Annotated in this window: 18 protein-coding genes; 9 read left to right on the top strand and 9 right to left on the bottom strand. The window is 72.2% G+C overall.

The window, feature by feature from the left end; genetic code table 11:
- The first annotated feature begins 8 nt into the window (after positions 1-8).
- Positions 9-1,169, top strand: a complete 1,161-nt coding sequence (locus ABZ479_RS06425; RefSeq protein ID WP_500460309.1) for a DUF1996 domain-containing protein — start codon at positions 9-11, stop codon at positions 1,167-1,169.
- A 97-nt stretch (positions 1,170-1,266) separates the two neighbouring features.
- Positions 1,267-2,016 carry a TIGR04222 domain-containing membrane protein gene (locus ABZ479_RS06420; protein ID WP_500460308.1) on the top strand — a complete coding sequence of 250 codons (750 nt, stop codon included), beginning with the start codon at positions 1,267-1,269 and terminating at the stop codon, positions 2,014-2,016.
- 21 nt (positions 2,017-2,037) lie between these two features.
- Here the strand turns inward: ABZ479_RS06420 and hemQ are convergent, their stop codons facing one another.
- Both hemQ and hemG read right to left on the bottom strand, forming a co-directional pair.
- Positions 2,038-2,769, bottom strand: a complete 732-nt coding sequence (gene hemQ / locus ABZ479_RS06415) for a hydrogen peroxide-dependent heme synthase (protein ID WP_500460306.1) — start codon at positions 2,767-2,769, stop codon at positions 2,038-2,040.
- 4 nt (positions 2,770-2,773) lie between these two features.
- Positions 2,774-4,219, bottom strand: coding sequence for a protoporphyrinogen oxidase (gene hemG / locus ABZ479_RS06410; protein ID WP_500460305.1), 1,446 nt, complete (start codon positions 4,217-4,219; stop codon positions 2,774-2,776).
- Positions 4,220-4,346: 127 nt separating this feature from the next.
- Here hemG and ABZ479_RS06405 point away from each other — a divergent pair, with 127 nt between their 5' ends.
- On the top strand, positions 4,347-5,387 hold the full coding sequence (locus tag ABZ479_RS06405) for a DUF4349 domain-containing protein (protein ID WP_500460303.1): 1,041 nt from the start codon (positions 4,347-4,349) through the stop codon (positions 5,385-5,387).
- Positions 5,388-5,442: 55 nt separating this feature from the next.
- On the opposite strand, the gene hemE is transcribed toward ABZ479_RS06405, so the two are convergent.
- Positions 5,443-6,486, bottom strand: a complete 1,044-nt coding sequence (hemE, locus tag ABZ479_RS06400) for a uroporphyrinogen decarboxylase (RefSeq protein ID WP_500460302.1) — start codon at positions 6,484-6,486, stop codon at positions 5,443-5,445.
- An 89-nt stretch (positions 6,487-6,575) separates the two neighbouring features.
- On the opposite strand from hemE, the gene ABZ479_RS06395 reads away from it, so the two are divergent.
- The 5 genes from ABZ479_RS06395 to ABZ479_RS06375 all read left to right on the top strand — a co-directional run bounded on the left by ABZ479_RS06395 (position 6,576) and on the right by ABZ479_RS06375 (position 13,657).
- Positions 6,576-7,226 (top strand): DUF3000 domain-containing protein, encoded by a 651-nt coding sequence (locus ABZ479_RS06395; protein ID WP_500460301.1) that lies wholly within the window; start codon positions 6,576-6,578, stop codon positions 7,224-7,226.
- Between the two features lie 215 nt (positions 7,227-7,441).
- Positions 7,442-8,104 (top strand): LuxR C-terminal-related transcriptional regulator, encoded by a 663-nt coding sequence (locus ABZ479_RS06390; RefSeq protein WP_499601712.1) that lies wholly within the window; start codon positions 7,442-7,444, stop codon positions 8,102-8,104.
- 79 nt (positions 8,105-8,183) lie between these two features.
- The gene (locus tag ABZ479_RS06385) at positions 8,184-9,425 is read left to right on the top strand and encodes an HRDC domain-containing protein (RefSeq protein WP_500460300.1); all 1,242 of its coding nucleotides are present in this window, start codon (positions 8,184-8,186) and stop codon (positions 9,423-9,425) included.
- Positions 9,426-10,310: 885 nt separating this feature from the next.
- Entirely contained in the window at positions 10,311-11,531 is a 1,221-nt protein-coding gene (locus ABZ479_RS06380; protein WP_500460298.1) for a thiolase family protein, read from the top strand.
- Entirely contained in the window at positions 11,528-13,657 is a 2,130-nt protein-coding gene (locus ABZ479_RS06375) for a 3-hydroxyacyl-CoA dehydrogenase NAD-binding domain-containing protein (RefSeq protein ID WP_500460297.1), read from the top strand. The genes ABZ479_RS06380 and ABZ479_RS06375 overlap by 4 nt, the downstream gene beginning before the upstream one ends.
- A 78-nt stretch (positions 13,658-13,735) precedes the next feature.
- On the opposite strand, the gene ABZ479_RS06370 is transcribed toward ABZ479_RS06375, so the two are convergent.
- The 3 genes from ABZ479_RS06370 to ABZ479_RS06360 form a co-directional block, all read right to left on the bottom strand.
- Positions 13,736-14,932 (bottom strand): hypothetical protein, encoded by a 1,197-nt coding sequence (locus tag ABZ479_RS06370; protein ID WP_500460296.1) that lies wholly within the window; start codon positions 14,930-14,932, stop codon positions 13,736-13,738.
- Between the two features lie 115 nt (positions 14,933-15,047).
- Positions 15,048-18,752, bottom strand: coding sequence for a bifunctional glycosyltransferase/CDP-glycerol:glycerophosphate glycerophosphotransferase (locus ABZ479_RS06365; protein ID WP_500460295.1), 3,705 nt, complete (start codon positions 18,750-18,752; stop codon positions 15,048-15,050).
- Positions 18,753-19,049: 297 nt separating this feature from the next.
- Positions 19,050-20,168 carry a PLL family lectin gene (locus ABZ479_RS06360; protein ID WP_500460293.1) on the bottom strand — a complete coding sequence of 373 codons (1,119 nt, stop codon included), beginning with the start codon at positions 20,166-20,168 and terminating at the stop codon, positions 19,050-19,052.
- 172 nt (positions 20,169-20,340) lie between these two features.
- Between ABZ479_RS06360 and ABZ479_RS06355 the strand changes: the two genes are divergently transcribed.
- Complete coding sequence (locus ABZ479_RS06355; RefSeq protein ID WP_500460292.1) at positions 20,341-21,429, top strand: LCP family protein; 1,089 nt, start codon at positions 20,341-20,343, stop codon at positions 21,427-21,429.
- Positions 21,430-21,432: 3 nt separating this feature from the next.
- On the opposite strand, the gene ABZ479_RS06350 is transcribed toward ABZ479_RS06355, so the two are convergent.
- The 3 genes from ABZ479_RS06350 to ABZ479_RS06340 form a co-directional block, all read right to left on the bottom strand.
- Entirely contained in the window at positions 21,433-22,392 is a 960-nt protein-coding gene (locus tag ABZ479_RS06350) for an SPFH domain-containing protein (protein ID WP_500460291.1), read from the bottom strand.
- Positions 22,389-23,660, bottom strand: a complete 1,272-nt coding sequence (locus ABZ479_RS06345; protein WP_500460289.1) for a peptidoglycan-binding protein — start codon at positions 23,658-23,660, stop codon at positions 22,389-22,391. The genes ABZ479_RS06350 and ABZ479_RS06345 overlap by 4 nt, the downstream gene beginning before the upstream one ends.
- Positions 23,661-23,749: 89 nt before the next feature.
- Complete coding sequence (locus ABZ479_RS06340) at positions 23,750-24,487, bottom strand: DsbA family protein (protein WP_500460288.1); 738 nt, start codon at positions 24,485-24,487, stop codon at positions 23,750-23,752.
- Positions 24,488-24,522 lie beyond the last annotated feature (35 nt).

Here is a 24,522-nt window from a genome sequence, read left to right as displayed (position 1 = left end):
GCGATCCCATGCCCACACGACAACACATGAACCACCGGCGCAGGTTGAGCACCAAGCAACTCGTGCTGATAGCCGTGCTGGCACTGCTCGGCTCCGGCGGCACCTTCGCCCTGGTCTCCGGATCGGCCTCGGCCCACTGGCGGTCCAACTCCGGCCACTCGGGCGGCTGGCAGAGCCCGAGCCCGGGGAACAGCACCAAGGCGGACAACGGGGGCCAGAACAACGGCGGGCAGAACAACGGCGGCCAGAGCGGCTCCCCGGCCCCTTCGGCCTCGGCGTCCGCGCCGGCCGGCGGCGGCACGCAGACCAACGGCCCGGCCCCCGAGGACTTCGCCGACATCCGCTCCGTCAAGCCCAACGTCCAGCGGGCGGCGAACCAGCGCGGCGCCTCGCGCGGCACCTTCACGGCCCGCTGCGGCCGCAACGAGAACAAGCACCACAACCCCGACAACTTCATCGTGGCCCCCGGCGTCGCCAACGGCGCGCACCACGTCCACGACTACGTCGGCAACCTGAGCACCGACGGCTTCTCGACCAACGAGTCCCTGGCCGCGGCCGGCACCACCTGTGCCCGTGGGGACAAGTCGACGTACTTCTGGCCGGTGCTGCGCACCCGTTCCGCCAACGACGCGCCGGACGCCGACGGCAACACCGGCACCATCCTGCAGGCGACCTCGGTGCAGCTGGTCTTCGGCGGCAGCCCGACGTCCAAGGTGGTGGCGATGCCGTCCACGATGCGGATCATCATGGGCGACGCGAAGTCCTTCACCAACGGCGTCGCCAACGCCAAGGCGTCGTGGAGCTGCACCGGCTTCGAGAACCGCCAGCTCACCGACAAGTACCCGCTGTGCCCGCAGGGCAGCCGCGTGGTCCGCACCCTGAACTTCCCCAACTGCTGGGACGGGACCAACGCCGACAGCGCCAACCACCGCACGCACATCGTCTTCCCCGACGGCGCGGGACGGTGCCAGGCCGGCTTCAAGGCCGTGCCCCAGCTGAAGATGCGGCTCACCTACAAGGTCCCGCAGGGTCCGAACTTCGCGCTCGACAGCTTCCCCGAGCAGCTGCACAAGCCGGTCACGGACCACGCGGACTTCGCCAACTTCATGCCGACGCGCCTGATGAACCAGGTCGTCAGCTGCGTCAACGGCAACCGCAACTGCGGCTGACGCGGTAGCCCGCGCGACCCCCGCCGGCTCCGGTCCGCCCGCCTCCGTTCCGGGAAACCACGGGCGGACCCCCGCGGGGGTCGGCTACAACTCCCCCATGTGGATGCTCTTCCTCGTCGTGGCCTGGGCCGCGGCGATCGCCTCCTGCACACGCCTGTGCAGGGCGGCGGTCGCCGCGGCCGATCTGCCTGACGCGACCGCCGCACCGGCCGCCGACCACGCCCTCGGGCTCTACGAGATGGCCTTCCTGGCCGGCGGTCCGCGCCGGGTGACCGAGCTGACGATGGTCACGATGGGCCGCGAACGCCGCCTGCTGCTCGCCGGCACGGGCTGGGCGACGGTCGTCGACCCCGACGGGCGGGACGCCATCGAGCGCTCCCTGATCGCCGCCACGGGCCCCGGGGGCCAGGCCCCCGTCCCCGCGATACGCGCGGCGCACGCGGGCTCCGACGGGGTCCGCGCACTGGCGCGGCGCCTCACCGACGCCGGGCTCGCGGTGCCCGCGGCGACCCGGGAGTCGATCTCCACCGGCATCCGCGAGGTCCGCGCGGCCTCCGCCCTCATCCTGGTGATGCTCGTCGCCGCGACGACCCTGAGCCCCGCCGGCCGGCCCCTGCTGCCGTGGTTCGCCCTCCCCCTGCTGGCCACCCTCGGCTGCCTGGCCGTCGCGCGCCTGGAGATCCACCCCTACACCCGCTGGGCCGCCCCTGCGGGCCGGGAACTGCTGCGTGCCGTCGACGTCCCCCGCGGCCCGGCCCCCGACGACCGCCGGCAGCTCCTCACCGCCCTCGCCGTCCGGGGCCCCTCCGCCCTCCCCGACCCCGCACTCCGCGCGGCCCTGAGCTGACGCGCCGCGCGAGGCAGGGCCTCAGGCCAGGCCCGACACCAGATCCGCCACCGACTTACGGCGCCCCGTGTAGAACGGCACCTCCTCACGGACGTGCATCCGCGCCTCGGACGCCCGCAGATGACGCATCAGGTCCACGATCCGGTGCAGCTCGTCCGCCTCGAACGCCAGGATCCACTCGTAGTCCCCCAGCGAGAACGACGCCACCGTGTTCGCCCGCACGTCCGGGTAGCCCCGCGCCATCTTGCCGTGGTCGGCGAGCATGCGGCGGCGGTCCTCGTCGGGGAGGAGGTACCAGTCGTAGGAGCGGACGAAGGGGTAGACGGAGACGTAGTCGCGGGCCGTCTCGTCGGCGAGGAAGGCAGGGATGTGGCTCTTGTTGAACTCCGCCGGGCGGTGCAGGGCCATGTTCGACCAGACGGGCTCCAGGTGGCGCCCCAGCAAGGTGCGGCGGAAGCGGTTGTACGCGTCCTGGAGGGCGTCGGAGGTCTCCGAGTGCCACCAGATCATGACGTCCGCGTCGGCGCGCAGCCCGGACAGGTCGTAGGTGCCACGGACCGTGACGTCCTTCTCGGCGAGCTGCGCGAAGAGCTCCTCCACCTCCTCCGCGTAGCGGGTGCGGTCGTCGGGGAGGACGTCGCGCAGCCGGAACACCGACCAGAGGGTGTAGCGGATGACCTCGTTGAGGTCCTTGGCCTTCTTGCCGGCGTTGGGGGCCTTGGCGGGGGCGGCGGAAGCAGTGGAGTCGGTCATGGGGCTATTGTCCCGCGTCCGGTTCCGCGGCCCGCCGCAGGGTGCCCAGCACCTGCGTGGCCGCGCCGCGCGCGCTCGCGACGCAGGCCGGGATGCCCACGCCCTCGTAGACGGCGCCGCACACCTCGAGGCCGGGCAGCTTCGCGACGTGCTCGCGCAGCCGCGCGACCCGCGCCAGGTGGCCCACCGGGTACTGCGGCAGGCCGCCGTCCCAGCGGGTGACGCGGGCGGCCACGGGTGCCGCGGTGAGCCCGACGGCCTCGCCGAGGTCCTCGCGGGAGAGCCGGACGAGGTCGGTGTCGTCCCAGGCGAGGTCGGCCTCCTGGCCGTGCCGGCCGATCGAGGTGCGCAGCACGTAGACGTCGGAGTCGGCGGCGCCGCTCCAGTGCCACTTCTGGCTGGAGAACGTGGACGCCTTGATCGTCCGCCCGTCGACCGGCGGGACGAGGAAGCCGCTGCCGGGCAGCGCGTGGGCGATCTCGCGCCGCCGGAAGGCCATCGTGACCAGGGCGACGCTCGCGTACTCCACCGCCGACAGTTCCGCGGCGGCGCCCGGCGACTCGGCGGCCAGCAGCGCGGACGCGGCGGGGGCGGGCACGGCGAGCACGACCGCGTCCGCGGCCAGCGTCTCGCGGGTGCCGTCGTGGTCGAAGGCGACCTCCCAGCCGTCGGGGGTACGGCGCAGCGTGCGGACCGGGGCGTCGGTCTCGATGCGGGCCCCGGCGGCGCGGCAGGCCTCGGCGACGGCGACCGGGAGCCGGCCGACGCCTCCCCGGACGCCGGCGAAGACCGGGCCGTCCTGCCGCGCGGCGGCGGCCTTGCGCTGGCTCTCGCGGACGGCCTCGATCAGGGACCGGCCGCCGCGCGCGCCCTCGTAGAGCTGCGGGATGGCGGCGCGCAGCGAGATCTCGTACGCGTTGCCCGCGTACACCCCGCCGAGCAGCGGTTCGACGAGCCGGTCGACGACCTCGTGGCCCAGCCGGGCGGCGACGAAGGCGCCCACCGCCACGTCCTCGCCGACCTTGGTGCGGGGCAGGACGTGGTCGAGCGGCAGCCGCGCGAGGCCGGCCGCCGACAGCACACCGGAGGCGGCGAGCGAGCCGAGGTCGCCGGGGACGCCCATGACGCCGCCCTTGGGCATGGGGCGCAGCCGGCCACGGGTCCACAGGCCCGCGGTCGTCGTGGCGGGCGCCTCCAGGTCGTCGCCGAGGCCGACCGCACGGGCCAGGTCGACCGCCTCGGGGCGGCGCGCCAGGATCGACTCGGCGCCCAGGTCGACCGGGACGCCCGCGATCTCGTCCGCGTACAGCTTGCCGCCCAGGCGGCCGGAGGACTCCAGCACGGTCACCCGTGCCGCCCCGCCCTCCAGCAGGAAATGCGCCGCGGCGAGTCCGGAGACCCCGCCGCCCACGACCACCACATGCCCGGCCCGGGGCTGCGTATTGCTCATGCCACCACTGTCTCAGACGCCGGAACGAGCCCTAACCGTGACCTCTTCGGGATCACGGAGCCGAAACCCGCCCGGTGCCCCTCACGTCGAATCGGCAACAGACGCAACGGACCCGGGGGGATGCCCTGTGAGCACGTCAACCACCGCAGCCCGCAGACCACTTGCCGCGGCCTTGGGCACCCTGGCGCTGGCCGCCGCCCTCATGCTCACCGGCTGCGGCAGCGGCGGCGGCAGCGAGAGCAGCGCCGACACCGCGGACGGCAAGGCCGGTGCCGCCGCCCCGGGTCTGGCCGAGCGGCCCGACGCGGGCACGGCACCCGCCGACGCGGGCGGCGACACGGAGAACGCCACCGGCAAGAGCTCCGGCAGCAGGTCCGGCACCGGAACCGGGGCGGGGAGGACCCCGACCCTGGCGCAGTCCTACATCGTGCGCACGGCGGCGCTGACGGTCGAGGCCAGGAACGTCCCCGGAGCCGTGGCCAAGGCGCGCACGCTGGTGGAGGGCGCGGGCGGCTACGTCGGCAACGAGAGCACCAGCCTGGACGAGGACGGCCTGGAGTACTCCACCATCACGCTCCGCGTGCCCCCGGAGGGCTACGACCGGGTGCTGCAGGACCTCTCCGGGCTGGGCACCCTGCGCAACCGCAAGGTGGACGCCCAGGACGTCACCGGCGAGGTGGTGGACGTGGAGAGCCGGCTCAAGACGCAGCGGGCGAGCGTGGCGCGGGTGCGGGAGCTGATGGACCGGGCGACCAGGCTCAGCGACGTCGTCGCCCTGGAGGGCGAACTCAGCTCCCGCCAGGCCGACCTGGAGGCGCTGGAGGCCCAGCAGGCCTCGCTGAAGGCGCGGACGGGAATGGCGACGATCACCCTGGAGGTGCAGGAGCCGGCCGCCGAGGAGGCACCTCAGAAGGCCGACGGCTTCTGGGCCACGGTGGGCGACGCCCTCGGCAGCGGCTGGCACGCCTTCTACGTGACCCTGCGGACCCTGCTCGTCGTCCTCGCCGTGGTGGCGCCGTTCGCCGCGCTGGTCCTCCTCGGCTACCTGGGCTTCCGGCTGCTGCGCCGGGTGCTGCCCGCCCGGCGCACCGTCGAAGCGCCCCCGGAGCCGGTGCGGGTGCCCGCGCCGGTGGGGGCGGGCGACGGCGAGGCCCAGCCGCGGGAGTAGCGGCGGACCCGGTGACCCCGCGCCGTGCGGCGCGGGGTCACCGGTGCCGGCGGTGTCAGCGGGACGTCTCGGTGTGGACGAAGTCCACGAGGCGGGTCAGGGCGTCGGGGTCCGTGCTGGGCAGGACGCCGTGGCCCAGGTTGAAGATGTGGCCGGGGGCGGCCCCGGCCGAGTACAGGACCTCGCGGGTCTTCTTCTCGACCGCCTCGCGGGGGGCGAAGAGCACCGCGGGGTCGAGGTTGCCCTGGAGCGCCTTGCCGGGGCCGACCCTGCGGGCGGCCTCGTCCAGCGGGACCCGCCAGTCCACGCCGACCACGTCCGCGCCGGCTTCGCCCATCAGCCCGAGCAGCTCGCCGGTGCCGACGCCGAAGTGGATGCGGGGGACGCCGTAGTCCTCGACGGCCCGGAAGACCTTGACGGAGGCGGGCATGACGTGGCGCCGGTAGTCCTCGGGGGCCAGCGCGCCGACCCAGGAGTCGAAGAGCTGCACCGCGCTGGCACCGGCCTCGATCTGCACCTTCAGGAAGGCCGAGGTGATGTCCGCGAGACGGTCCAGGAGCTCCGCCCACAGTTCGGGCTCGCCGTACATCATGGCCTTGGTGCGCTCGTGGTTGCGCGACGGGCCGCCCTCGACCAGGTAGCTGGCCAGGGTGAAGGGCGCACCCGCGAACCCGATCAGCGGCGTCGCGCCCAGTTCACCCGTGAGCATGCCGATCGCCTCGGTGACGTACTTGACGTCGTCCGGGTCGAGCGGCCGCAGGCGCTGCAGGTCCTCGCGTGAGCGGATGGGCTGCTCGACGACCGGGCCGACGCCCGGCTTGATGTCGAGGTCGAGCCCGATGGCCTTGAGCGGCACCACGATGTCGCTGAAGTAGATCGCCGCGTCGACCTTGTGCCGCCGCACGGGCTGCAGCGTGATCTCGGTGACGAGGTCGGGCCGCATGCACGACTCGAGCATGGGGATCCCCTCGCGCACCTTGAGGTACTCGGGGAGGGAGCGCCCGGCCTGGCGCATGAACCACACGGGGGTGTGCGGCACGGGCCGGCGCCGGCACGCCAGGATGAAGGGGGAAGCAGCGGTCTGCTGGTGCGCACTCACCCCCGAATCTTCGCATGCGCCAAGTGGGCGACCCGCCCGACCGGGTGTCCTCCCTCACTGCGGGCCCCCTTCGGCCTACGCTTCCGGGCATGGCAGCGGCTCATGGGCACCTCTCGGACGGGAACGACGCCCCCCTCCCGTTCCAGCACGCGGTCGACGCACTGCTGCGCGCCCGGGTACGGCCCGAGGTGGAGCTCGATCCCGTGCCCCCGCCCAAGCGCCTGGCTCCGCACGCGTACGCCCTGGAGGCGGCGGTCGTCGTCGACGACGAGGAGCTCGGGGACGGGCGCCTGGTGCTGCTCTACGACCCCGACGGCCAGGAGGGCTGGCACGGTACGTTCCGGCTGGTCACCCTGGTCCGGGCGGAGCTGGAACCGGAGATCGCGGGGGACCCGCTGCTGCCCGAGGTGAGCTGGTCGTGGCTGACGGGCGCCCTGGAGGGGCGCGGCGCGGCCTTCACCGAGGCGGGCGGCACGGTCTCGCGCAGTTCCTCGCACCACTTCGGCACCCTGGCCGGGCGGGAGGACTCCACCCGCATCGAGATCCGTGCCTCGTGGACGCCGCTCGCGGTGAGCGGCGGCGTTCCGGACATGGCCTCGCACCTGGCGGCCTGGTGCGACCTGCTGTGCACCGGTGCGGGACTGCCGCCGGTGCCCGCCGAGCCCCCGTGCCCCCCGCCGGGGGGCGGCCCCTCGGTGGTGCCGCTGCCGAAGCGGCGCGGCCCGCAGCAGGCCCGCTGAGGACCGGCGCGCCGGCGCTGACCACTCGCTTTACCGCCGTCAACACGCTCTGACACCCGGTGACCGCGATCTTCACACCTTCGATCGACCCTGCTCGACAGCGCGTCCGAATTGCCGGAATTGTTACTAAACAAGTCGTGATCATTCTCTAAAGCCGGGCGAAGTTGCTGCCGAAGGAACCTGTGACCCTTCCCGCCAATGTCCCAGGAGGCCCGGTGTCGGTTCTTCTCGAGCACCCCACAAGCCTGGTCGCCTACCGCCCGAACAAGCCGACGGCGATGGTGGTGGTCGCCGATCCCCGCGTACGTTCCACCGTCACGCGCCACTTGTGGGCGCTCGGGGTGCGCGACGTGATCGAGGCGTCCTCCATCGCCGAGGCCAGGCCCAGGGTGGGCACCCCCCGAGACATCTGCGTCGCCGACGTGCACCTCCCCGACGGTTCCGGGCTGACCCTGCTCGCCGAGACCCGGGCCGCCGGCTGGCCCAACGGCCTCGCCCTGTCCGCCGCCGACGACATCGGCGCCGTGCGCAACGCCCTCGCGGGCGGAGTGAAGGGCTACGTCGTCACCGGCACCCGCACCAACCTCGGCATCCCCGGCCGCCCCGGCTCCGTGCCCCTGGGCCCCGCCGGCCAGCGGCTGCAGCGCCGCCCACCGGGAGCCCCCGGCCACGGCGGCGGCTACCGCGAGCTGTCCGGCCGCGAGGTGGAGGTGCTCCGGCTGGTCGCGGAGGGCCAGTCGAACAAGGCGATCGGGGTCTCCATGGGGCTGTCCGCGCTGACCGTGAAGAGCCACCTGGCCCGGATCGCCCGCAAGCTGGGCACCGGTGACCGGGCCGGCATGGTCGCGGTCGCGCTGCGTACCGGCATCATCCACTGATCGACGTCATATCCCGGGTGCGCCCGCCGCCGGAACGTTCCGTCGGCGGGCCCCTGCTGTACACAGATACTCTTGACTGGTGACCGACGCCCGAGAGACCGCAACAGAAGCACCCCCGGCGCCGGTCCCGCTGCTGGACCCGCGCGAGGGCATCCCGCCGGTGACCGCCAGCCCGGAGGCCTTCGCCGACGTCGTCGCGGCTTTCGCCGCGGGCTCCGGACCTGTCGCCGTCGACGCCGAGCGCGCATCCGGCTACCGCTACGGGCAGCGGGCCTACCTGGTCCAGCTGCGCCGCACCGGGGCAGGGACCGCGCTGATCGACCCCGTCGCCTGTCCGGACCTGTCGGCGCTCAGCGCCGCGCTGGACGGCACGGAATGGGTGCTGCACGCCGCCACGCAGGACCTGCCGTGCCTCGACGAGGCCGGCATGCGCCCCACCCGGCTGTTCGACACCGAGCTGGCCGGCCGCCTCGCCGGGTTCGCCCGGGTCGGGCTCGGCGCGATGGTGGAGAACGTCCTCGGGTACGCCCTGGAGAAGGGCCACTCCGCCGTCGACTGGTCCACCCGCCCCCTGCCCGAACCGTGGCTGCGGTACGCCGCGCTCGACGTCGAGCTCCTGGTCGACCTGCGCGACGCGCTGGAGGAGGAGCTGCGCGCCCAAGGCAAGCTGGAGTGGGCCATGCAGGAGTTCGCGGCCATCGCCGCGGCCCCGCCGCCCCCGCCCCGCGTCGACCCCTGGCGCCGCACGTCCGGCATGCACAAGGTGCGCCGGCGCCGCCAGATGGGGGTCGTGCGCGAGCTGTGGAACCTCCGCGACCGGATCGCCCGCGAGCGGGACGTCTCCCCCGGGCGGGTCCTCACCGACGCGGCGATCGTCACCGCGTCCCTGGAGGCCACCCCCAACGCGCACGCGCTCGCCGCGCTCCCCGGGTTCGGGCACCGCATGGGGCGGCGCCAGCTGGAGCAGTGGCAGGCCGCGATCGACCACGCCCGCAGCATCCCCGAGCGGGACCTGCCGCAGCCCGGCCCCGCCTACACCGGCCCCCCGCCGCCGCGCGCCTGGGCCGACAAGGACCCGGCCGCGGCGGCCCGGCTCTCCGCGGCGCGGGCGGCGGTCTCGGCACTGGCCGAGCAGCTGAACCTGCCCCAGGAGAACCTCATCACCCCGGACACCGTCCGCCGCCTGTGCTGGGCGCCTCCGCGCGACCGCAGCCCCGAGTCGGTGTCGGCCTTCCTCCAGGAGGCCGGGGCCCGCCCCTGGCAGGTCGAACTGACGACGCCCATCCTCACGACCGCGCTGGCGGCGAAGCCGCCCGCGTAGCGGATGCCCGGGGTCCGTGGTTGCGGCCTGTTGTTGTGTGCGGGTTGTCTGCGCCTGCGGCGGGCTGTCTCCCGCCCTCCCACCCGATTGCCCGGCGCGATTGGTGCGGGCCTGCGCACTGTGCATGGGTGGGCCGGGGGCGGGGCCTCCGGGGTGGGCATCCTGTACCGCATATTTATGTGCATGACGGGCACCACTCGCCGGTGCCGTCGCTGCCGCACATCAAATACACGTCAGCGTCCAGAACGCCCACCCCTCCGACCCCACCCCCTCCGAATCGACAGCGACCAACGGCCGGTGGGTGGTCACAAGGCAGCCCGGGGCACCGCACTGTCCCACGCACCCCCAACGGGACACCCTGCGCCGGCGCAAGAGGGAGGGGTGTGGCGGGGTGCTTCCCCTGGCTGAAGGTCGAGGCGAAACGAGCGGCGGACCCGGGCGATGCGGGCTGAGCGGTGGGGCTGGGGGGTCAGAGGGCGGTTCCGGGTACCCCCGCACGCCTATCTGACCCCCCACCGGCCGTTGTGCGCCCATACGACGGGAGGGGGTGTGTCGGGGTGCGCCCGGAAACGACGAGCGGTCGAGTGCGGCGCCCGACGATGTAGGGGTAAACCGCGAGCGTTGAGGACGTGCGCCGGCGCGGCCCCGCCCCCCAGACGAACTTGCGCAGCCCCGCACCAATCGCGCCGGGCAATCGGGAGGGAGGGTGGGGGAGAAACCCAACCCCAACCACGAACGACCCGAACGCGGGAACGCCGGAGGAAGATCGGCGTGTGACGCGCCCCACCCCGCACTGTGCACAACGGTTACCCACGAGTAGCATGTACGCCGGAGCCGCCGTCTTCTGCCCGCGGCAAGCGAACCCGCACCTTGAGGAGAGCCAACGTGCCTCGTACCGCTAGGGACGTCGTCTTCGTCGACGGCGTCCGCACCCCGTTCGGCAAGGCGGGCCCGAAGGGCATCTACCACGAGACCCGTGCCGACGACCTGGTCATCAAGTCCATCCGGGAGCTGCTGCGACGCAACCCCGCGCTCTCCCCGGAGCGCATCGACGAGGTCGCCATCGCCGCGACCACCCAGATCGGCGACCAGGGCCTGACCCTGGGCCGTACGGCCGCGATCCTGGCGGGGCTGCCCAAGTCCGTCCCCGGCTTCTCCATCGACCGCATGTGCGCGGGCGCGATGACCGCGGTCACCAGCGTCGCCGGCGGCGTCGCCTTCGGGGCGTACGACGTGGCGGTCGCGGGCGGCGTGGAGCACATGGGCCGGCACCCGATGGGCGAGGGCGTGGACCCGAACCCGCGCTTCGTGTCGGAGAAGCTGGTCGACGACTCCGCGCTGTTCATGGGCATGACGGCGGAGAACCTGCACGACCGCTTCCCGCACCTGACGAAGCGGCGCGCCGACGAGTACGCGGTGCGCAGCCAGGAGAAGGCGGCGAAGGCGTACGCGAACGGCAAGGTCCAGCAGGACCTGGTGCCGGTCTCGGTGCGCCGCACCTCCCCCGAGGGCGGGGAGACCGGCTGGGGCCTGGCCACGGCGGACGAGCCGATGCGCCCCGGCACCACGCTGGAGAGCCTGACGGGCCTGAAGACCCCGTTCCGCGCCCACGGCAACGTGACCGCGGGCAACTCGGCCGGCCTCAACGACGGCGCCACCGCCTCGCTGATCGCCGCCGAGGACGTCGCCCGGGAGCTGGAGCTCCCGGTGAAGATGCGTCTGGTCTCGTACGCCTTCGTGGGCGTCGAGCCCGAGGTGATGGGCATCGGCCCGGTCCCGGCGACCGAGAAGGCGCTGGCCAAGGCGGGCCTGTCCATCTCGGACATCGGCCTCTTCGAGGTCAACGAGGCGTTCGCCGTCCAGGTACTGGCCTTCCTGGACCACTACGGCATCGCCGACGACGACGCGCGCGTCAACCAGTACGGCGGCGCCATCGCGTTCGGCCACCCGCTCGCCTCCTCCGGCGTCCGGCTGATGACGCAGCTGGCCCGCCAGTTCGAGGACCAGCCGCACGTCCGCTACGGCCTGACCACCATGTGCGTCGGCTTCGGCATGGGCGGCACCGTGATCTGGGAGAACCCGCACTTCGACGGAGGCAGCAAGTGACCACCACCGCCGAGCTCCTCAAGGGCGCCGCCGAGCTGTTCCCGGACGAGGTCGTGACGCAGGCGCACGTGCGCCACCTCGACCTGCCCCTGGGCGCCGGGCGCTTCGCCCTGATCACCCTGGACAACGGCCTGGACCACACCAAGCCGACCACCTTCGGCCCGCAGTCGCTGGCGAACCTGAGCGCCGCCATCGACCAGGTCGAGAAGGAGGCCGCGGACGGCGAGATCGTCGGCGTCGGCCTCACCGGCAAGCCGTTCATCTTCGCGGTCGGCGCCGACCTCAAGGGCGTCGAGCTGCTGAAGCGCCGTGAGGACGCGCTGGCCATCGGCAAGGGCGGCCACGACGTCTTCCGCCGACTGTCCGGGCTGGCCGTGCCGACCTTCGCGTACTACAACGGCGCGGCCATGGGCGGCGGCGTCGAGGTGGGCCTGCACTGCGGCTACCGCACCGTCTCGTCGGCCATCCCGGCGTTCTCCCTCCCCGAGGTCTTCCTGGGCCTGGTCCCGGGCTGGGGCGGCTGCGCGCTGCTGCCGAACCTGATCGGCGCGGAGCGCGCGGTGAGCGTGATCATCGAGAACTCGCTCAACCAGAACAAGCAGCTGAAGGGCGGTCAGGTCTACGACCTGGGCATCGCCGACGCGCTGTTCGACGGCGCGGACTTCCTGGAGCAGTCGCTCTCCTGGACCGCGGCCGTCCTCAAGGGCGAGATCCAGGTCGTCCGCCCCGAGGTGGACCGTGGCGCGGCGTGGGACGAGGCCGTCGCCAAGGGCCGTGCCTTCGCCGACTCCAAGGTGCACGGCGCCGCCCCGGCCGCGTACCGGGCGCTGGACGTCATCGCCGCCGCCAAGGACGGCGACCTGTCGGCCGGCTTCGACGCCGAGGACGAGGCCCTGGCGGACCTCATCATGGGCGGCGAACTGCGCTCCGGCATCTACGCCTTCAACCTGGTGCAGAAGCGCGCCAAGCGCCCGGCCGGCGCCCCGGACAGGAACCTGGCCCGCCCGGTCACCAAGGTGGGCGTCGTCGGTGCCGGTCTGATGGCCTCGCAGCTGGCGCTGCTCTTCGCGCGCCGCCTGGAGGTGCCGGTGGTCCTCACCGACATCGACCAGGAGCGCGTGGACAAGGGCGTCGGCTACGTCCACGGCGAGATCGACAAGCTGCTGCTCAAGGGCCGCGTCAACCAGGACAAGGCGAACCGCCTCAAGGGCCTGGTCTCCGGCTCGCTCGACAAGGCCGCGGCCTTCGGCGACGCGGACTTCGTCATCGAGGCGGTCTTCGAGGAGATCGGCGTCAAGCAGCAGGTGTTCGCCGAGGTCGAGGCGGTGGTGAAGCCGGAGACGATCCTGGCCACCAACACCTCCTCGCTGTCGGTGAGCGAGATGGCCTCGAAGCTGGAGCACCCGGAGCGGGTCGTCGGCTTCCACTTCTTCAACCCGGTCGCGGTGCTGCCGCTGCTGGAGATCGTGCGCGGCGAGCAGACCGACGACGCGTCGCTGGCCACCGCTTTCGCCGTGGCGAAGAAGCTGAAGAAGACCGCGGTGCTGACCAAGGACGCCCCGGCGTTCGTCGTCAACCGCATCCTCACCCGCTTCATGGGCGAGATCCAGAACGTCATCGACGAGGGCACCCCGGTCGCGACCGCGGAGAAGGCCATCGAGCCGCTCGGTCTGCCGATGTCCCCGCTGGTGCTGCTGGAGCTGGTCGGGCCGGCGATCGGCCTGCACGTCTCCGAGACGCTCAACCGCGCCTTCCCGGACCGCTTCACGGTCTCGGCGAACCTCGCGGCCGTCGTCAAGGCGGGCAAGCGCGGCTTCTACGTCTACGACTCGGGGAAGCCGGAGCTGGACCCGGAGGTCGCCGCGCTCCTGGTGCAGGGCGACAGCGTCCTGACGGAGGAGCAGGTGCGCGCCCGCGTCCTGGACGCGGTGGCGCAGGAGATCGGCATCATGCTGGAGGAGGGTGTCGTCGCCGAGGCGCAGGACATCGACCTCTGCCTGATCACGGGTGCCGGCTGGCCCTTCCACCTGGGCGGCATCACGCCGTACCTGGACCGTGAGGGCGTCTCGGAGCGGGTGAACGGCAAGCCGTTCCTGGCCCCGGGCGTGGCGAGCGTGCCCGCGTGACGCCGGCTGCCGCCGCGCTGTGATGGGCGGGCCGTACGGGAGTGGTCCCGTACGGCCCGCTCTGTCACTCACGGTGCGTCATCCCGCGAAGCGGGTGACTCCGTCGTGCAGTTCACGGCCCGGCAGCGCCGAGAACACCGGCGCCGGCTCCTCCGCTACGGAGAAGGTGATCTGTGTCCGTGCGGACTCGTACCCGTGCGCGTCCACGGCGAAGGCCTTCACCAGGTGCTCCCCCACGCTCCACGGGCGCTCCGGTTCCCAGACCCACGTGCCGTCGGCGCCGACCGTACCCGAGCCCAGGTACCGGCCGTTCTCCCACAGGCTGACGCGGACGGCGCCGGGGGCGGTGCCGGAGACGCGCACAACGCCGCCCGGAACCCGCTGCCCGGCGCCCGGAGTCGTGACGACCGGCGCGGCGAGCGCCTGGTCCTGTCGAACCGCGGTGGCCTTGAGGTAGGCGTCGATCGCGGACCTGTCGCGGCGGGGTTCTTCGAAGCCGTTCTGCACGAAGCCGATGCGCGGGGCGATCCCGTCGACGAGGAGGTGGGCGAGTCCCATGAGCGGCGGGACGTTCCGCCTGGTCACTTCCGTGTGATCGGCGATGAACGGGGAGTCGCTGTAGATGAAGTTGAAGTTCTCGTAGCCCTGGAACAGGTTGACGAAGGGGGCGACCTGTTCTTCGTACTGTGAGTCCTGCCGGGAGGAGAGCAGGTAGAGGTTGGCACCCCGGTTGGCGCCGGCGCGAACGAGGTTGGGAATGGCGGAGTCGAGGATCCGCACGTTCTGCTCGGACACCTCGCCCATCATGAACCGGGCGACCTTCGGGTGGTACCGCTCCACATAGGAGCCGACCATGAATTGCGGCACCAAGGACACGACGTTCCGGAATCCGTATTTCAGACCGAAGTAGAGGGCCGCGCTGCCGCCCTTCGAGCCACCCCACAAGGTGCACTGGTCCGGCGTCAGGGCAAGTGCCTCCATCACCTTCCACACCAGGGTGACCACGGATTCCTCCAGCCCGAAATCCATGTCCTTGCACAGGTAGTAGCTGTTCATCCCGTCGAACCGGTCGCGGATCCACAGGATGTTCGCCCGGAGTCCGTCGAAGACTCCGTTGGACCATCCGTAGTCGAGGGGCGCCGAGAAGTTCGCGAACACCACTACCAGGTGGCAGTTTCCGTTCTTCGCGTGGGCGAACCGGTACTCGACGGGGAACGCCCCGGAGGCTTCGATGCCTCTGAGTGCGGGACGTCCTCCCGGTGCTTCCTTCGACATGCGGGGGATCGTTCTCCCTGGATCGATGACGCGGCACGAGGTGTCCCGCGGACGGATGATGAGGACAGGACCGGGCCCGTTCCCCCTGGGCGGGGTCCGCCGGGCGTCGGCGCGATCACATCGTGACCTCGTAGCCGCCTTCCGCGGCTTGCTCGGTCGTCTCCTTACCGATGGCCTTCGTCCTGATGCGTCGCGTCAGGCTCTGTGCCGACGGAGAAGCGGGGGCCTTCGGGGCGTCGCCGCCCGCCGCGAGGATGCGGTCGGTGAGCCGCACCGAGGCGAATCCGTCGTCCAGGTCACAGAACTCCTCCTGGAACCAGCGGTACCGCGCGGCGTACGCCTCCTCGACGAGGTCGATGTGGTGGAGCGCGTCGACCAGTTCCTCGGAGGTGTACACGAGCGGTCCCGGAGCACACGCCTCGAAGTCGAAGTAGAAGCCGCGAAGCGTGTCGCGGTAGTGCTCGAGGTCGTAGGTGAAGAAGAGGATCGGCCGGCCGGTGTTGACGTAGTCGAACATCAGCGACGAATAGTCGGTGATCATGACGTCGGTGATCAGCGAGAGGTCCGCCATGTCCGGGTAGTCGGACACGTCGAACACGAAGCCGTTGCCGGCGCCCGGCACCGGATCCACGACGTTCGGATGGCGGCGGACCAGGAGGACGTAGTCGTCACCGAGCCTGGCACGGGCGTCGTCCAGGTCGATACGGAAGTCGAACTTGTACTTTCCGGGCGCGTAGAACTGGTCGTCGCGCCACGTGGGCGCGTACAGGATGACGCGCTTGCCGCTCGGCAGCCCGATCCGGCGCCGTACGCCGGCCGCCCGCTCTTCGGAGTCGCGCCGGCGCAGGATGTCGTTGCGCGGGTAGCCGGACTCGACCATCTCCCCCGGGAACCGGAAGGCGCGCTGGAGGATGGGCGTGCTGAAGCTGTTGGGCGACACGAGCATGTCCCAGTTCTGCACCTCCTTCTCCACCCGCTCCAGGTAGCGGCGGTCCGCGAAGTGAACGGCCTCGATGTCGTGCCCGATGCGCTTGAGCGGGGTGCCGTGCCATGTCTGCACGACCACTTGGCCCTCGCGCTTCACGAACCAGTCGGGAAGGTGGTTGTTGGCGACGACGTACCGGGACGTGGCCAGCGCCTCGTACCATTCGGGCGACCACATCCGGACCGGGCGGGCCGTGGGCGGTACCGCGACCTGGTCGTCGCGGACCACCCACAGGTGCTCCAGGCCGACGCCGCGCCGCACCATCTCCTCGTGGACGGCGCGGGGGCTGTCCGAGTACTGGGTCCCCTTGAAGGCGTCGAACAGCACGGCCGGACGGACGGGTCTGCGCCGGGCGGCGGGGTAGGTCCTGGTGCGCAGCAACTTCTGCCGGTACGGGCCGCGGGCGGCGTCCGGCATCGCCGAGTGCACCAGCAGCGACAGCCGGTCGTAGGCCTCGCCCTGGAGTTCGTACTTCCGGTCGTCCTCGGTGATCGAGCGGGGGAGCTCGCCGATGAGCTCCTGCTCGATCTTCACCATGAGGTCCTCGGAGCGCTCCTCCGCCGTGACGACGGAGGGGTCCTGCCGTCTGAGGAAGAAGTCCCAGCGTCCGGCTGCGAGCGGGATGTCGCCCGCCAGGCTGCGCATGGCGGCCGGGGTGAGGACGGAGCGGAACGCGTGACCGCTCCACACGATCGGGACCACCCGCTCGGCACCGTGGGCACGGGAGCGGACGACCAGGTGGGCGGAGGCGAACTCGATCGAGGAGAGGCGGTTCACCGCGGGGTACCGGCCGACGAGCTCCAGCGATCCGTCCTCCCGCCAGTCGGCGTGCGTCACTGTCGGGAGCATCGCCCGCTCGAAGAGCACCAGGTAGCCGGATCCGTTGCGGTGGACGAAGATCTCGCGGTCGCCCGCGGGTGTCTGGAGCCGCGCCGGCATCGGGTGGCGACCGTCCTCGACGCCCTCCGCCATGACGGGGTAGAGGGTCGTCTTCCGGCCCTCCACGCGGAGGGTGGTCTTCCAGCCGTTGCTGCCCATGCTCCAGCTCTGCGGGATGCCGCTGCCGTCCTGCGAGCGGGAGCGGGGCACGAGGTACTCCAGCGGGACACGGGTGACGAAGGTGCACCATCCGTCGCCTCCCGGGGTGAAGACCACCCGCGACTCGTGGTGTCCCGAGCCGCCCATGCTGGTCACCCCGAACAGGCCCCACTCGGGGACCCGGGGCCCCAGGTACACGCCGCCGATGACCAGGTGGTTGCCGTCGACGCGGTGCCGGGTGATCCGGCAGCGGACAATCTCCACCCGGAGCTTCAGTGTCCCCTGCAGGAAGACCGGGACAACTCGGATGTTGTTGTCGACGTAACGGTACGGCGGGTTGGCCGCGGTCCCCGCTCCGCCGCGTGCCAGACCCCGGTAGCGGAACAGTCCGCGGCTGAGGACTCCGGCGGCGACGTCCCAGGTGCCCTCGACCCACTCCCCCTTCTTCTTCAGCCGGGTCACGTCGATCCGGGTCTGGAAGCCCGCCCAGTCGTAGCAGTAGCGGTTCTGGTTGGAGTGCTCGGTGGCCTGCGGATCGAACGTGGTCTTCGCGGGCGTGACCAGCAGACGGCCCTGCTTCTTGTTCCGCAGCGCGATGGCCTTGACCGACATGTGACGTTTGTGAACGTTGATGAATCGGATGTAGGCGGAGCCGTCGATGACGAGGGAGTCGTCGTCCCAGCGGACATCGCGCAGGGAGCCGTGGAGCGACAGCTCCTTGCCGAGGCGGTAGGCACTCTTGTCGAGGCCCACCGTCCGGTCGCCGAGGTACGGGTAGTTCAGGTAGCGGTGGACACGGCGGCGCACGGGGATCGGACCGCCCTTGCGCTCGAACTCGATCACGTCGAGCAACTCGTCGAGCTTCCCCTCGCGCACCAGGAGCCATTTGACCCGCGCGTCGGCCGGCAGTTCCTGGACGATGCCCGGGTCGGACTCGTCGAGGAACTCGTTGGCCCAGCGCATGAAGGCGTGCCGGTACTCCGGGTCGGCGTCGGGCAGCACCTTGAGGTGCAGCATCAGGTCGGACTTCAGACAGGCGAGGTCGTACTTCCGCTTCTGGACGTCGAACTCGGGCGACCGGTGCGCGGCGAGGAACCGGCTCACCGACTGAACGGCGGACACCCGGTCCCGGAGGTTGCCGATCTCCGTGTGGCGCTGCGTGATCGACGGAGCCGCACCGCCTTCCCGCCGTCGCCAGAAGTACACGAAATCCGTGATGACATCGACCTTGTTGGCCCGGAAATGAGCGAACATGTTGACCCACGAGTCCTCGTAGAGGACACCTTCGGGGAACGCGATGCGGTGGTGGTCCCAGAACGACCGCCGGAACACCTTGTTCCACACCGTGCGGTCGTAGATGAGGGCATCGAACTTCGTGATGTGAGTACCACGGCGAGCCCGCCCCATCGGAGCCCGGTGCAGCGGGGACTGCCACTTCGTGCTGGAATTCATCATCTGCACGTTGCCCGACACGAAGTCCGAACCGGACTTCTCAAGCGTGCGCACCAGCACTTCGTACGCGTGCTCCGGAATCACGTCGTCCCCGTCGACGAAGGCGAGGAACTCGCCGTCGGGGTGCACGGCGCGGATCCCGGCATTCCGGGCGTGACCCGGACCGTGCGCCGTCTGGCGGATCAGCCGGAAGCGGGGGTCACGGGCACAGAAGTTCCGGGCGATCTCCGTGGACGTGTCGGTCGACCCGTCGTCGACGAGGATCACCTCGAGATCCCCGAATGTCTGACGGGCGATCGACTCCAGGCATTCTTCGAGATAGATCTCGACATCCTGGAAGGGCACGACAACGCTCAGCCGCGGGCGCACAGGTACCGGACTCTCCCACTCAAGACACTTCGCACGATCCGGCATCAACCGCTCGGACCTGCCGAACCCCACCCCGTATACCGCGCCCCCACGTCCGGCGGACGGGCGGGAACGCGAACCTCCCCCACTACGTTGTGACGGTTGAAAAGGAAACCCTCACAGGGTGAACACAATCTTATGTCCCGCAAACGGTCAAGGTCCTACCTGCGATTACGGCGGGAATGTCCGGCACGGGGTACGTGGTGTTGCCCACAGGGTCACGTGGGTCGGTCCTCAGGCGCACACCCAGTCGGCCAGGGTGAGGCCGGGTTCGTCGCGCTGCCGCGCCACCCGGAGCACTCCGTCCGGTCCCAGTACCGCGAGCACGACCCGCCCCAGGGCGTCGGCGGCCAGGGACGGTGCCCCAAGGCACGGCACACCGGTGTCCACCCACCACACCCCCGAGGCCTCGGCCTCCGTACCGCAGACCCCGACCATCGCGTTCCCGTTCAGGCCCCGGTGGGCGACCACCATGCAGTCCTGGTCGTCCAGCACGGTCCGCAGCACGGCGCTGGCCGCGTCGGCCGCCGGGCTGCCGCCCAGCGGGACGACCCAGCCTCCCTGGCGATGGGCGACCAGCCCGGAACCCGCCGCGTCGGTCCAGAGGTAGGTGAGGCGGCCGGGTGCGGTCGCGACCGCGGCCACGGATCCCGGCACCGGCGCCGGACGCACGTCGAGGGATCGCCGGAGCACCCCTCCGGCCTCCGCCTGGATCCAGTGGAGGGCCGAGGTCTCGGCGGGTGCGAGCAACTCCAAACGGCCGGCCGGCGAGACGACGGCGGCAAGCCCGTCACGCACACCCGTGCCGCGGAGGTCCCGCCACGCCTGCCACTTCCCGCCCTTGCCCTCGCACCGGGCCATGACGCCGCCGTCCGCGGAGCGTACGAAGACCTGGACCGTGCCCGAGGCGTCGACGGCCGCCACGGGCGCGCCGATCAGCCGGGCGCGCTCGGGATCACCGTGGGGATTGCCGACGGACACCCACTCCGTCAGGGGCCGCCCCGTCTGGTACTGCAGGGCGTAGGCGACGTCCACCGTCAACCCGCCCTCGGCGCCGAGTGAGCGACGGCCCACGAGGTGCACGAAGGAGTCCGCACCCTGGGTCACCGACAGGTGCGTGAGGCCGGGCGCGGCGAGCACGTCCGGGCCGGTCCACCCGTCGGCGCCGGCCCTGGCCTGCGTCCACCGGAGCAGTCCGTCACGACAGGGTGCGTACGCGGTGAGCCTGCCGTCGGCGCCGCGCACCAGCCATGTGCCGGCGGCCGTGCCTGTCGCGGCCTCCGCGGCGTCCGGTGCGTCCCGGCGCCTGCCGGCTTCCCGCCGTTGCGCCGCGCGCGCCGTTCCACGCCTCATGACGTGCGCCCACCCCTTCGCCCCGGTCCGCCATGGATCCGGACCCCCAATTCTTCACATGATATGCATGCGGGCTACACTTCCGCGGATCTCGATCATCAGGGGGAGGGGCTGCGACGCGGTACGTCGCGACCGGATCCCGGACCGCGCACCACGAAGGACAACTCACGCGATGCCGCACGCCGTCGACACCGACCACGAGGCCGCCACGGTCACCGCATCGCCGAAGGCGCGCGGACCCCGCACCCGGGGACGGCGGATCCGCAGGATCGTCGTCTGGACGCTCCTGGCCCTGGTCCTCATCGCCGGTGGCGCGGCGTGGTGGGCCTACGCGCACCTCAACTCCAACCTGACCAGCATCGACCTGGACCGGGAACTCGGCCCCGACCGGCCCGAGAAGCTCGCCACCGGCGCCAAGGACATCCTGGTGCTCGGCTCCGACTCCCGCTCCGGCGCCAACAAGGGCCTGGCGGGCGGCAACACCGGGGGCACCGCGCGCTCGGACACCGCCATGGTCATCCACATCCCCGAGGGCCGCAGGAGCGCGGTCGCGGTCAGCATCCCGCGGGACACCCTCGTCACCCGCCCCGAGTGCACCGCCCGCGACGGGAGCACGCTGCCGTCCGCGAAGCGCGTGATGTTCAACTCCGTCTACACCACGGCGGGTCCGGCCTGCGTGGTGAAGACCGTCGAGCGGATCTCGGACGTGCGGATCGACCACTACGTCGAGGTCGACTTCGCCGGTTTCAAGGACCTGGTGGACTCGCTCGGCGGGGTCACGGTCACCGTCGACAAGACCATCCACGACACCTCCAGCGGCCTGGACCTCGCGGCCGGCTCGCACCGCCTCGACGGCACCGAGTCCCTCGCCTTCGTCCGCACCCGGCACGGCATCGGCGACGGCAGCGACCTCGGCCGCATCGGGCTGCAGCAGCAGTTCCTGCTGGCGACCCTCGACGAGATCAAGCAGCAGGACCTCCTCGGGAGCCCCGCCAAGGCCTACCGGATCGCGGACTCGGCCACCCGGTCCCTGACGACCGACTCCGGGCTCGGCTCCCTGGTGAAGCTGGCCGACTTCGGCCGCAGCCTGAAGGGACTCGACCCCGGCAACCTGCGCACGATCATGCTGCCGGTGGCCTACGACAAGGTCGACCCCAACCGCGTGGTGGCCGCCGAACCGCAGGCGTCCCTCCTGTGGAAGGCGATCCGGGAGGACACCCCGGTCCCGCGGTCAGTGCTGGAGTCCACGACCACCAACTGAGGCTCACCCGCCGGGCGTCGGGCCCTCCTGGGGCCGGGCGGCGCAGTAGGCGACCGTCAGGTCCCTTACCAGCGCCTTGCGTTCGTAGTCGTCGAGGTCGACCAGGCCGCGGTCGAGGAGACCGCGCACGGTCTCGCCCACGGCGTTGAGGGCGTCGTCCAGGGCGGCCCGGCGGTGGCGGGCGTCGAGTGCCGCGACGTGCGCGCGGCGCATGGCGGCGGCCACGGAGGGGGCGTAGCCGACGTGGACGGGCTGGGCGGAGAACACCTCGACGCCCACCGGCCGCAGGTCCTCGACGAGGATCCTGGTGAGGTCGTCCGCGAGGCGGTCGGTGTCGCGCAGCGTGGGACCGGGGCCGCGGAAGTCGTCGGCGGGCAGCCGGGACGCACAGCGCGCGACCGCGGCCTCGACCTGCTCGCGCAGGTAGCGGACGTGGTCGTGCACGGTGAAGGCGGCCCGCGCGGTGTCCCGCACCCGCCACACCACCAGGACCGTGGCGAGCAGCGGGGTGCCGTTGGCGTCGGTGACCTCGATGGGGCTGCTGCGCCAGTGGCGCAGGCTGGTGTCGACGCGGCGCCGGACGAGCAGCGGGCTGAACCACAGCAGCCCGGTACGGCGGACGGTGCCGCGGTAGGCGCCGTGCCGGGACAGCATCCAGACCGAGCCGGGGCGGCCCCGCGCCAGGCCGAACGCGGCCAGCGCCACGATCGCCGCGAGGACGGCCACGGCGCTGCCGCGGACGGCGGGCGAGGACCCGGCGGGGCCCAGCAGGAGCGCGGCCGTGCCGCCGGCCGCCGCCAGGGCCGTGCACACGGCGACGCCGCCGGGCAGGCAGCGCCCCGGACGCTCGGCGATCTCGGGCAGTGGTGCCGCGGCGGCCGGACCGCGAGCGGCGGCGGGGGCGATGGGGGGCCGGGCGGGGACGGGGAGTTCGGCCGGGCCGCCTTGCGCTGTGATCGTCATGAGAAGAGCCGCCTCCAGGTCTCGGGTCCCGGGTAGCCGTCCGCCCGGCTGCCCGACCAGCCCTGCGAGCGCTGGAAGGCCTCCACCGCGCGCCGGTCGGCCTCGCCCCAACGGGGGCCGGGCCCCTTGGCGTAGAACCGGCCGAACCCCTTGGCGACCAGGCGGCGTCCCAGCGCGAGCACGTGCGGCCCCGACTGGCCGGGCCGGAAGCCGCCGAGCCCGGGGTAGGCCGGGGGTGCCTCGGGGCGGCCGCCGTCGATGTCGGATCCCGCGCCCTGGGTGAGGTAACGCCACGTCAGGGGGCCCGGGAAGCCGTCGGCCTGGTCGCCCTTCCAGCCCTGGGCGCGCTGGAAGGCGCGGGTGGCGAGGCGGTCGGAGTCGCTCCAGTGGGGACCCGGCCCGTCGTGGTAGTACCCGCCGGCCCCGCGCTGCCGCAGCATCCTGCCGAGCCGGGTGACGTAGCCGTTGGTGGCGCCGGGCCCGAAGGTCCGGCTCCCCGGGTAGGCCATGGCGGCCAGGTCGCCGAGGTCGAGGTCGCCGTCCAGGTCCTCGTAGAGGTCGTCGTACAAGTCGTCGAGGCCCTCGCCGCGCAGGTACTTGTAACGGTAGGGGACGTAGCGCTTGGAGTGGTCCCAGTAGGCGTACGGCGTCGTGCGCACCCGGGCGCGCGGCCGGGTCTCCTCGTAGGCGACGTAGCGGCTGTGCGCGGCGTTCGCCCAGCCCCCGAAGATCGTGACGTGGGAGCCGTCGACGGGGTCGCGGGGGTTGTGGAAGAGCAGGATGTCGCCGGGTTCGAGCTCGTCGCGGCCGATCCGTTCGGCGTAGCGGGGCAGCGTACCGGTCCACTGGCTGGTGCCCAGGCCCCAGGCCATGGAGACGAAGCCGGAGCAGTCCTGCCGGTAGCCGTCCCGCCAGCGGCGGCGCATGTCGTAGGGGACGCCGGCGTCGATCCAGTCCCGGGCCCGCTCCAGGATCTGATCGCGGGTCAGCCGGAGCGGTACCGCGGCGCCGGCCAGGTCGGGCTGCGCCTGCTCGGTCCGCCCGGCGGAAGCGGCCTGGCCCGCGTCCTCCGCGGGGGCGGCCACGGCGGCGGGCGCCATCACGGCCGCGCCGGCGGTGGCCAGCACGACCAGCGCGGCGGGGGCAGCGACCGGTGGCACGCACGGGGGCGTGCCGCGGATCGCCGACCGGATCAGCCGCCGCCGGGCGCAGTCCTCACAGACGCAGCCCGGCTGCGGCCCGACCTCGTCGAACACCGGTGTGGACATGTGCACCACCACTCCTCGCGATCGAGTGCCACATGCCCTTATTACCCGATTTCCATGTAAATCTGATGGAATGACAGCTCGCGGTGTGGTCAGCCGTTCGCGGTGGTGCTGTCCACGACCTCGGCGACGGCCTTGTCGACCAGCTGCGTCAGCCGCTCGGGGGTGAGCCCGGACGCGCCGCCCGCGGCGTCGGTGACGGTCTCGCCGTTCACCTGCACGACGGGCGTCGAGGTGAACCCGGCCGCGGCGAACTCCTCCTGCGAGCGTCGCACCCACCCGTCGTGGTCCCCGCCCTGCACGCACGGGACGAAGTGCGTCTCGTCGACGCCGCCGGCCTTCTTCGCCAGGCCCTTCAGGAACGTGTCGCTCGTGAACGGGTCGTCCTGGGCGTCGACGGGCTGCGCGTCCCACACCTGCGCCACGAACTCCTGGAACCGGCCCACGTCCTGCGCGCACGCGGCCGCGTTCGCCGCGGCCAGGGAGCCGGTGCCGCCGTCCGCGACGTCGGTCGGCGTCACCAGACGGTAGTCGATGCCGACCTGGCCGGTGGCCACCAGCTTGGCCAGGGTGTCCGCGTACTCGGAGGCGAAGGCCTTCGACTCCGGGCTGCGCAGGTCCTCGTACACGGTCAGCGTCACCGGCAGCTCGGACGGCCGCACCGGCACCGCCAGCCGCTCGTCGCCGGCGGCGCCGGTCGGCGCCTTGACCTCGTGCTGCTTCTCACTGCGCACATGCGCCCCGAGGACGGCGGAGCCCCCGAACACCACACCCAGGACGATCACCGTCCCGATGTAGGACCGCCAGCGCTTGGACTTCGTCTGCTTCACCGGGACTTTCTACCACCGCGTACGACCGCGCCCCG

It is taken from the genome of Streptomyces sp. NPDC005722 (assembly GCF_040630935.1).
Classification (GTDB): Bacteria; Actinomycetota; Actinomycetes; order Streptomycetales; family Streptomycetaceae; genus Actinacidiphila.
This window is presented reverse-complemented; position numbering and strand designations above follow the sequence as displayed.

What these genes read in the sequence shown, in the direction of transcription:
- ABZ479_RS06425 (WP_500460309.1), top strand. Translation starts at nt 9, where the DNA reads ATGCCCACACGACAACACATGAACCACCGGCGCAGGTTGAGCACCAAG.
- ABZ479_RS06420 (WP_500460308.1), top strand. Translation starts at nt 1,267, where the DNA reads ATGTGGATGCTCTTCCTCGTCGTGGCCTGGGCCGCGGCGATCGCCTCC.
- hemQ (WP_500460306.1), bottom strand. Translation starts at nt 2,769, where the DNA reads ATGACCGACTCCACTGCTTCCGCCGCCCCCGCCAAGGCCCCCAACGCC.
- hemG (WP_500460305.1), bottom strand. Translation starts at nt 4,219, where the DNA reads ATGAGCAATACGCAGCCCCGGGCCGGGCATGTGGTGGTCGTGGGCGGC.
- ABZ479_RS06395 (WP_500460301.1), top strand. Translation starts at nt 6,576, where the DNA reads ATGGCAGCGGCTCATGGGCACCTCTCGGACGGGAACGACGCCCCCCTC.
- ABZ479_RS06370 (WP_500460296.1), bottom strand. Translation starts at nt 14,932, where the DNA reads ATGTCGAAGGAAGCACCGGGAGGACGTCCCGCACTCAGAGGCATCGAA.
- ABZ479_RS06360 (WP_500460293.1), bottom strand. Translation starts at nt 20,168, where the DNA reads ATGAGGCGTGGAACGGCGCGCGCGGCGCAACGGCGGGAAGCCGGCAGG.
- ABZ479_RS06355 (WP_500460292.1), top strand. Translation starts at nt 20,341, where the DNA reads ATGCCGCACGCCGTCGACACCGACCACGAGGCCGCCACGGTCACCGCA.
- ABZ479_RS06350 (WP_500460291.1), bottom strand. Translation starts at nt 22,392, where the DNA reads ATGACGATCACAGCGCAAGGCGGCCCGGCCGAACTCCCCGTCCCCGCC.
- ABZ479_RS06345 (WP_500460289.1), bottom strand. Translation starts at nt 23,660, where the DNA reads ATGTCCACACCGGTGTTCGACGAGGTCGGGCCGCAGCCGGGCTGCGTC.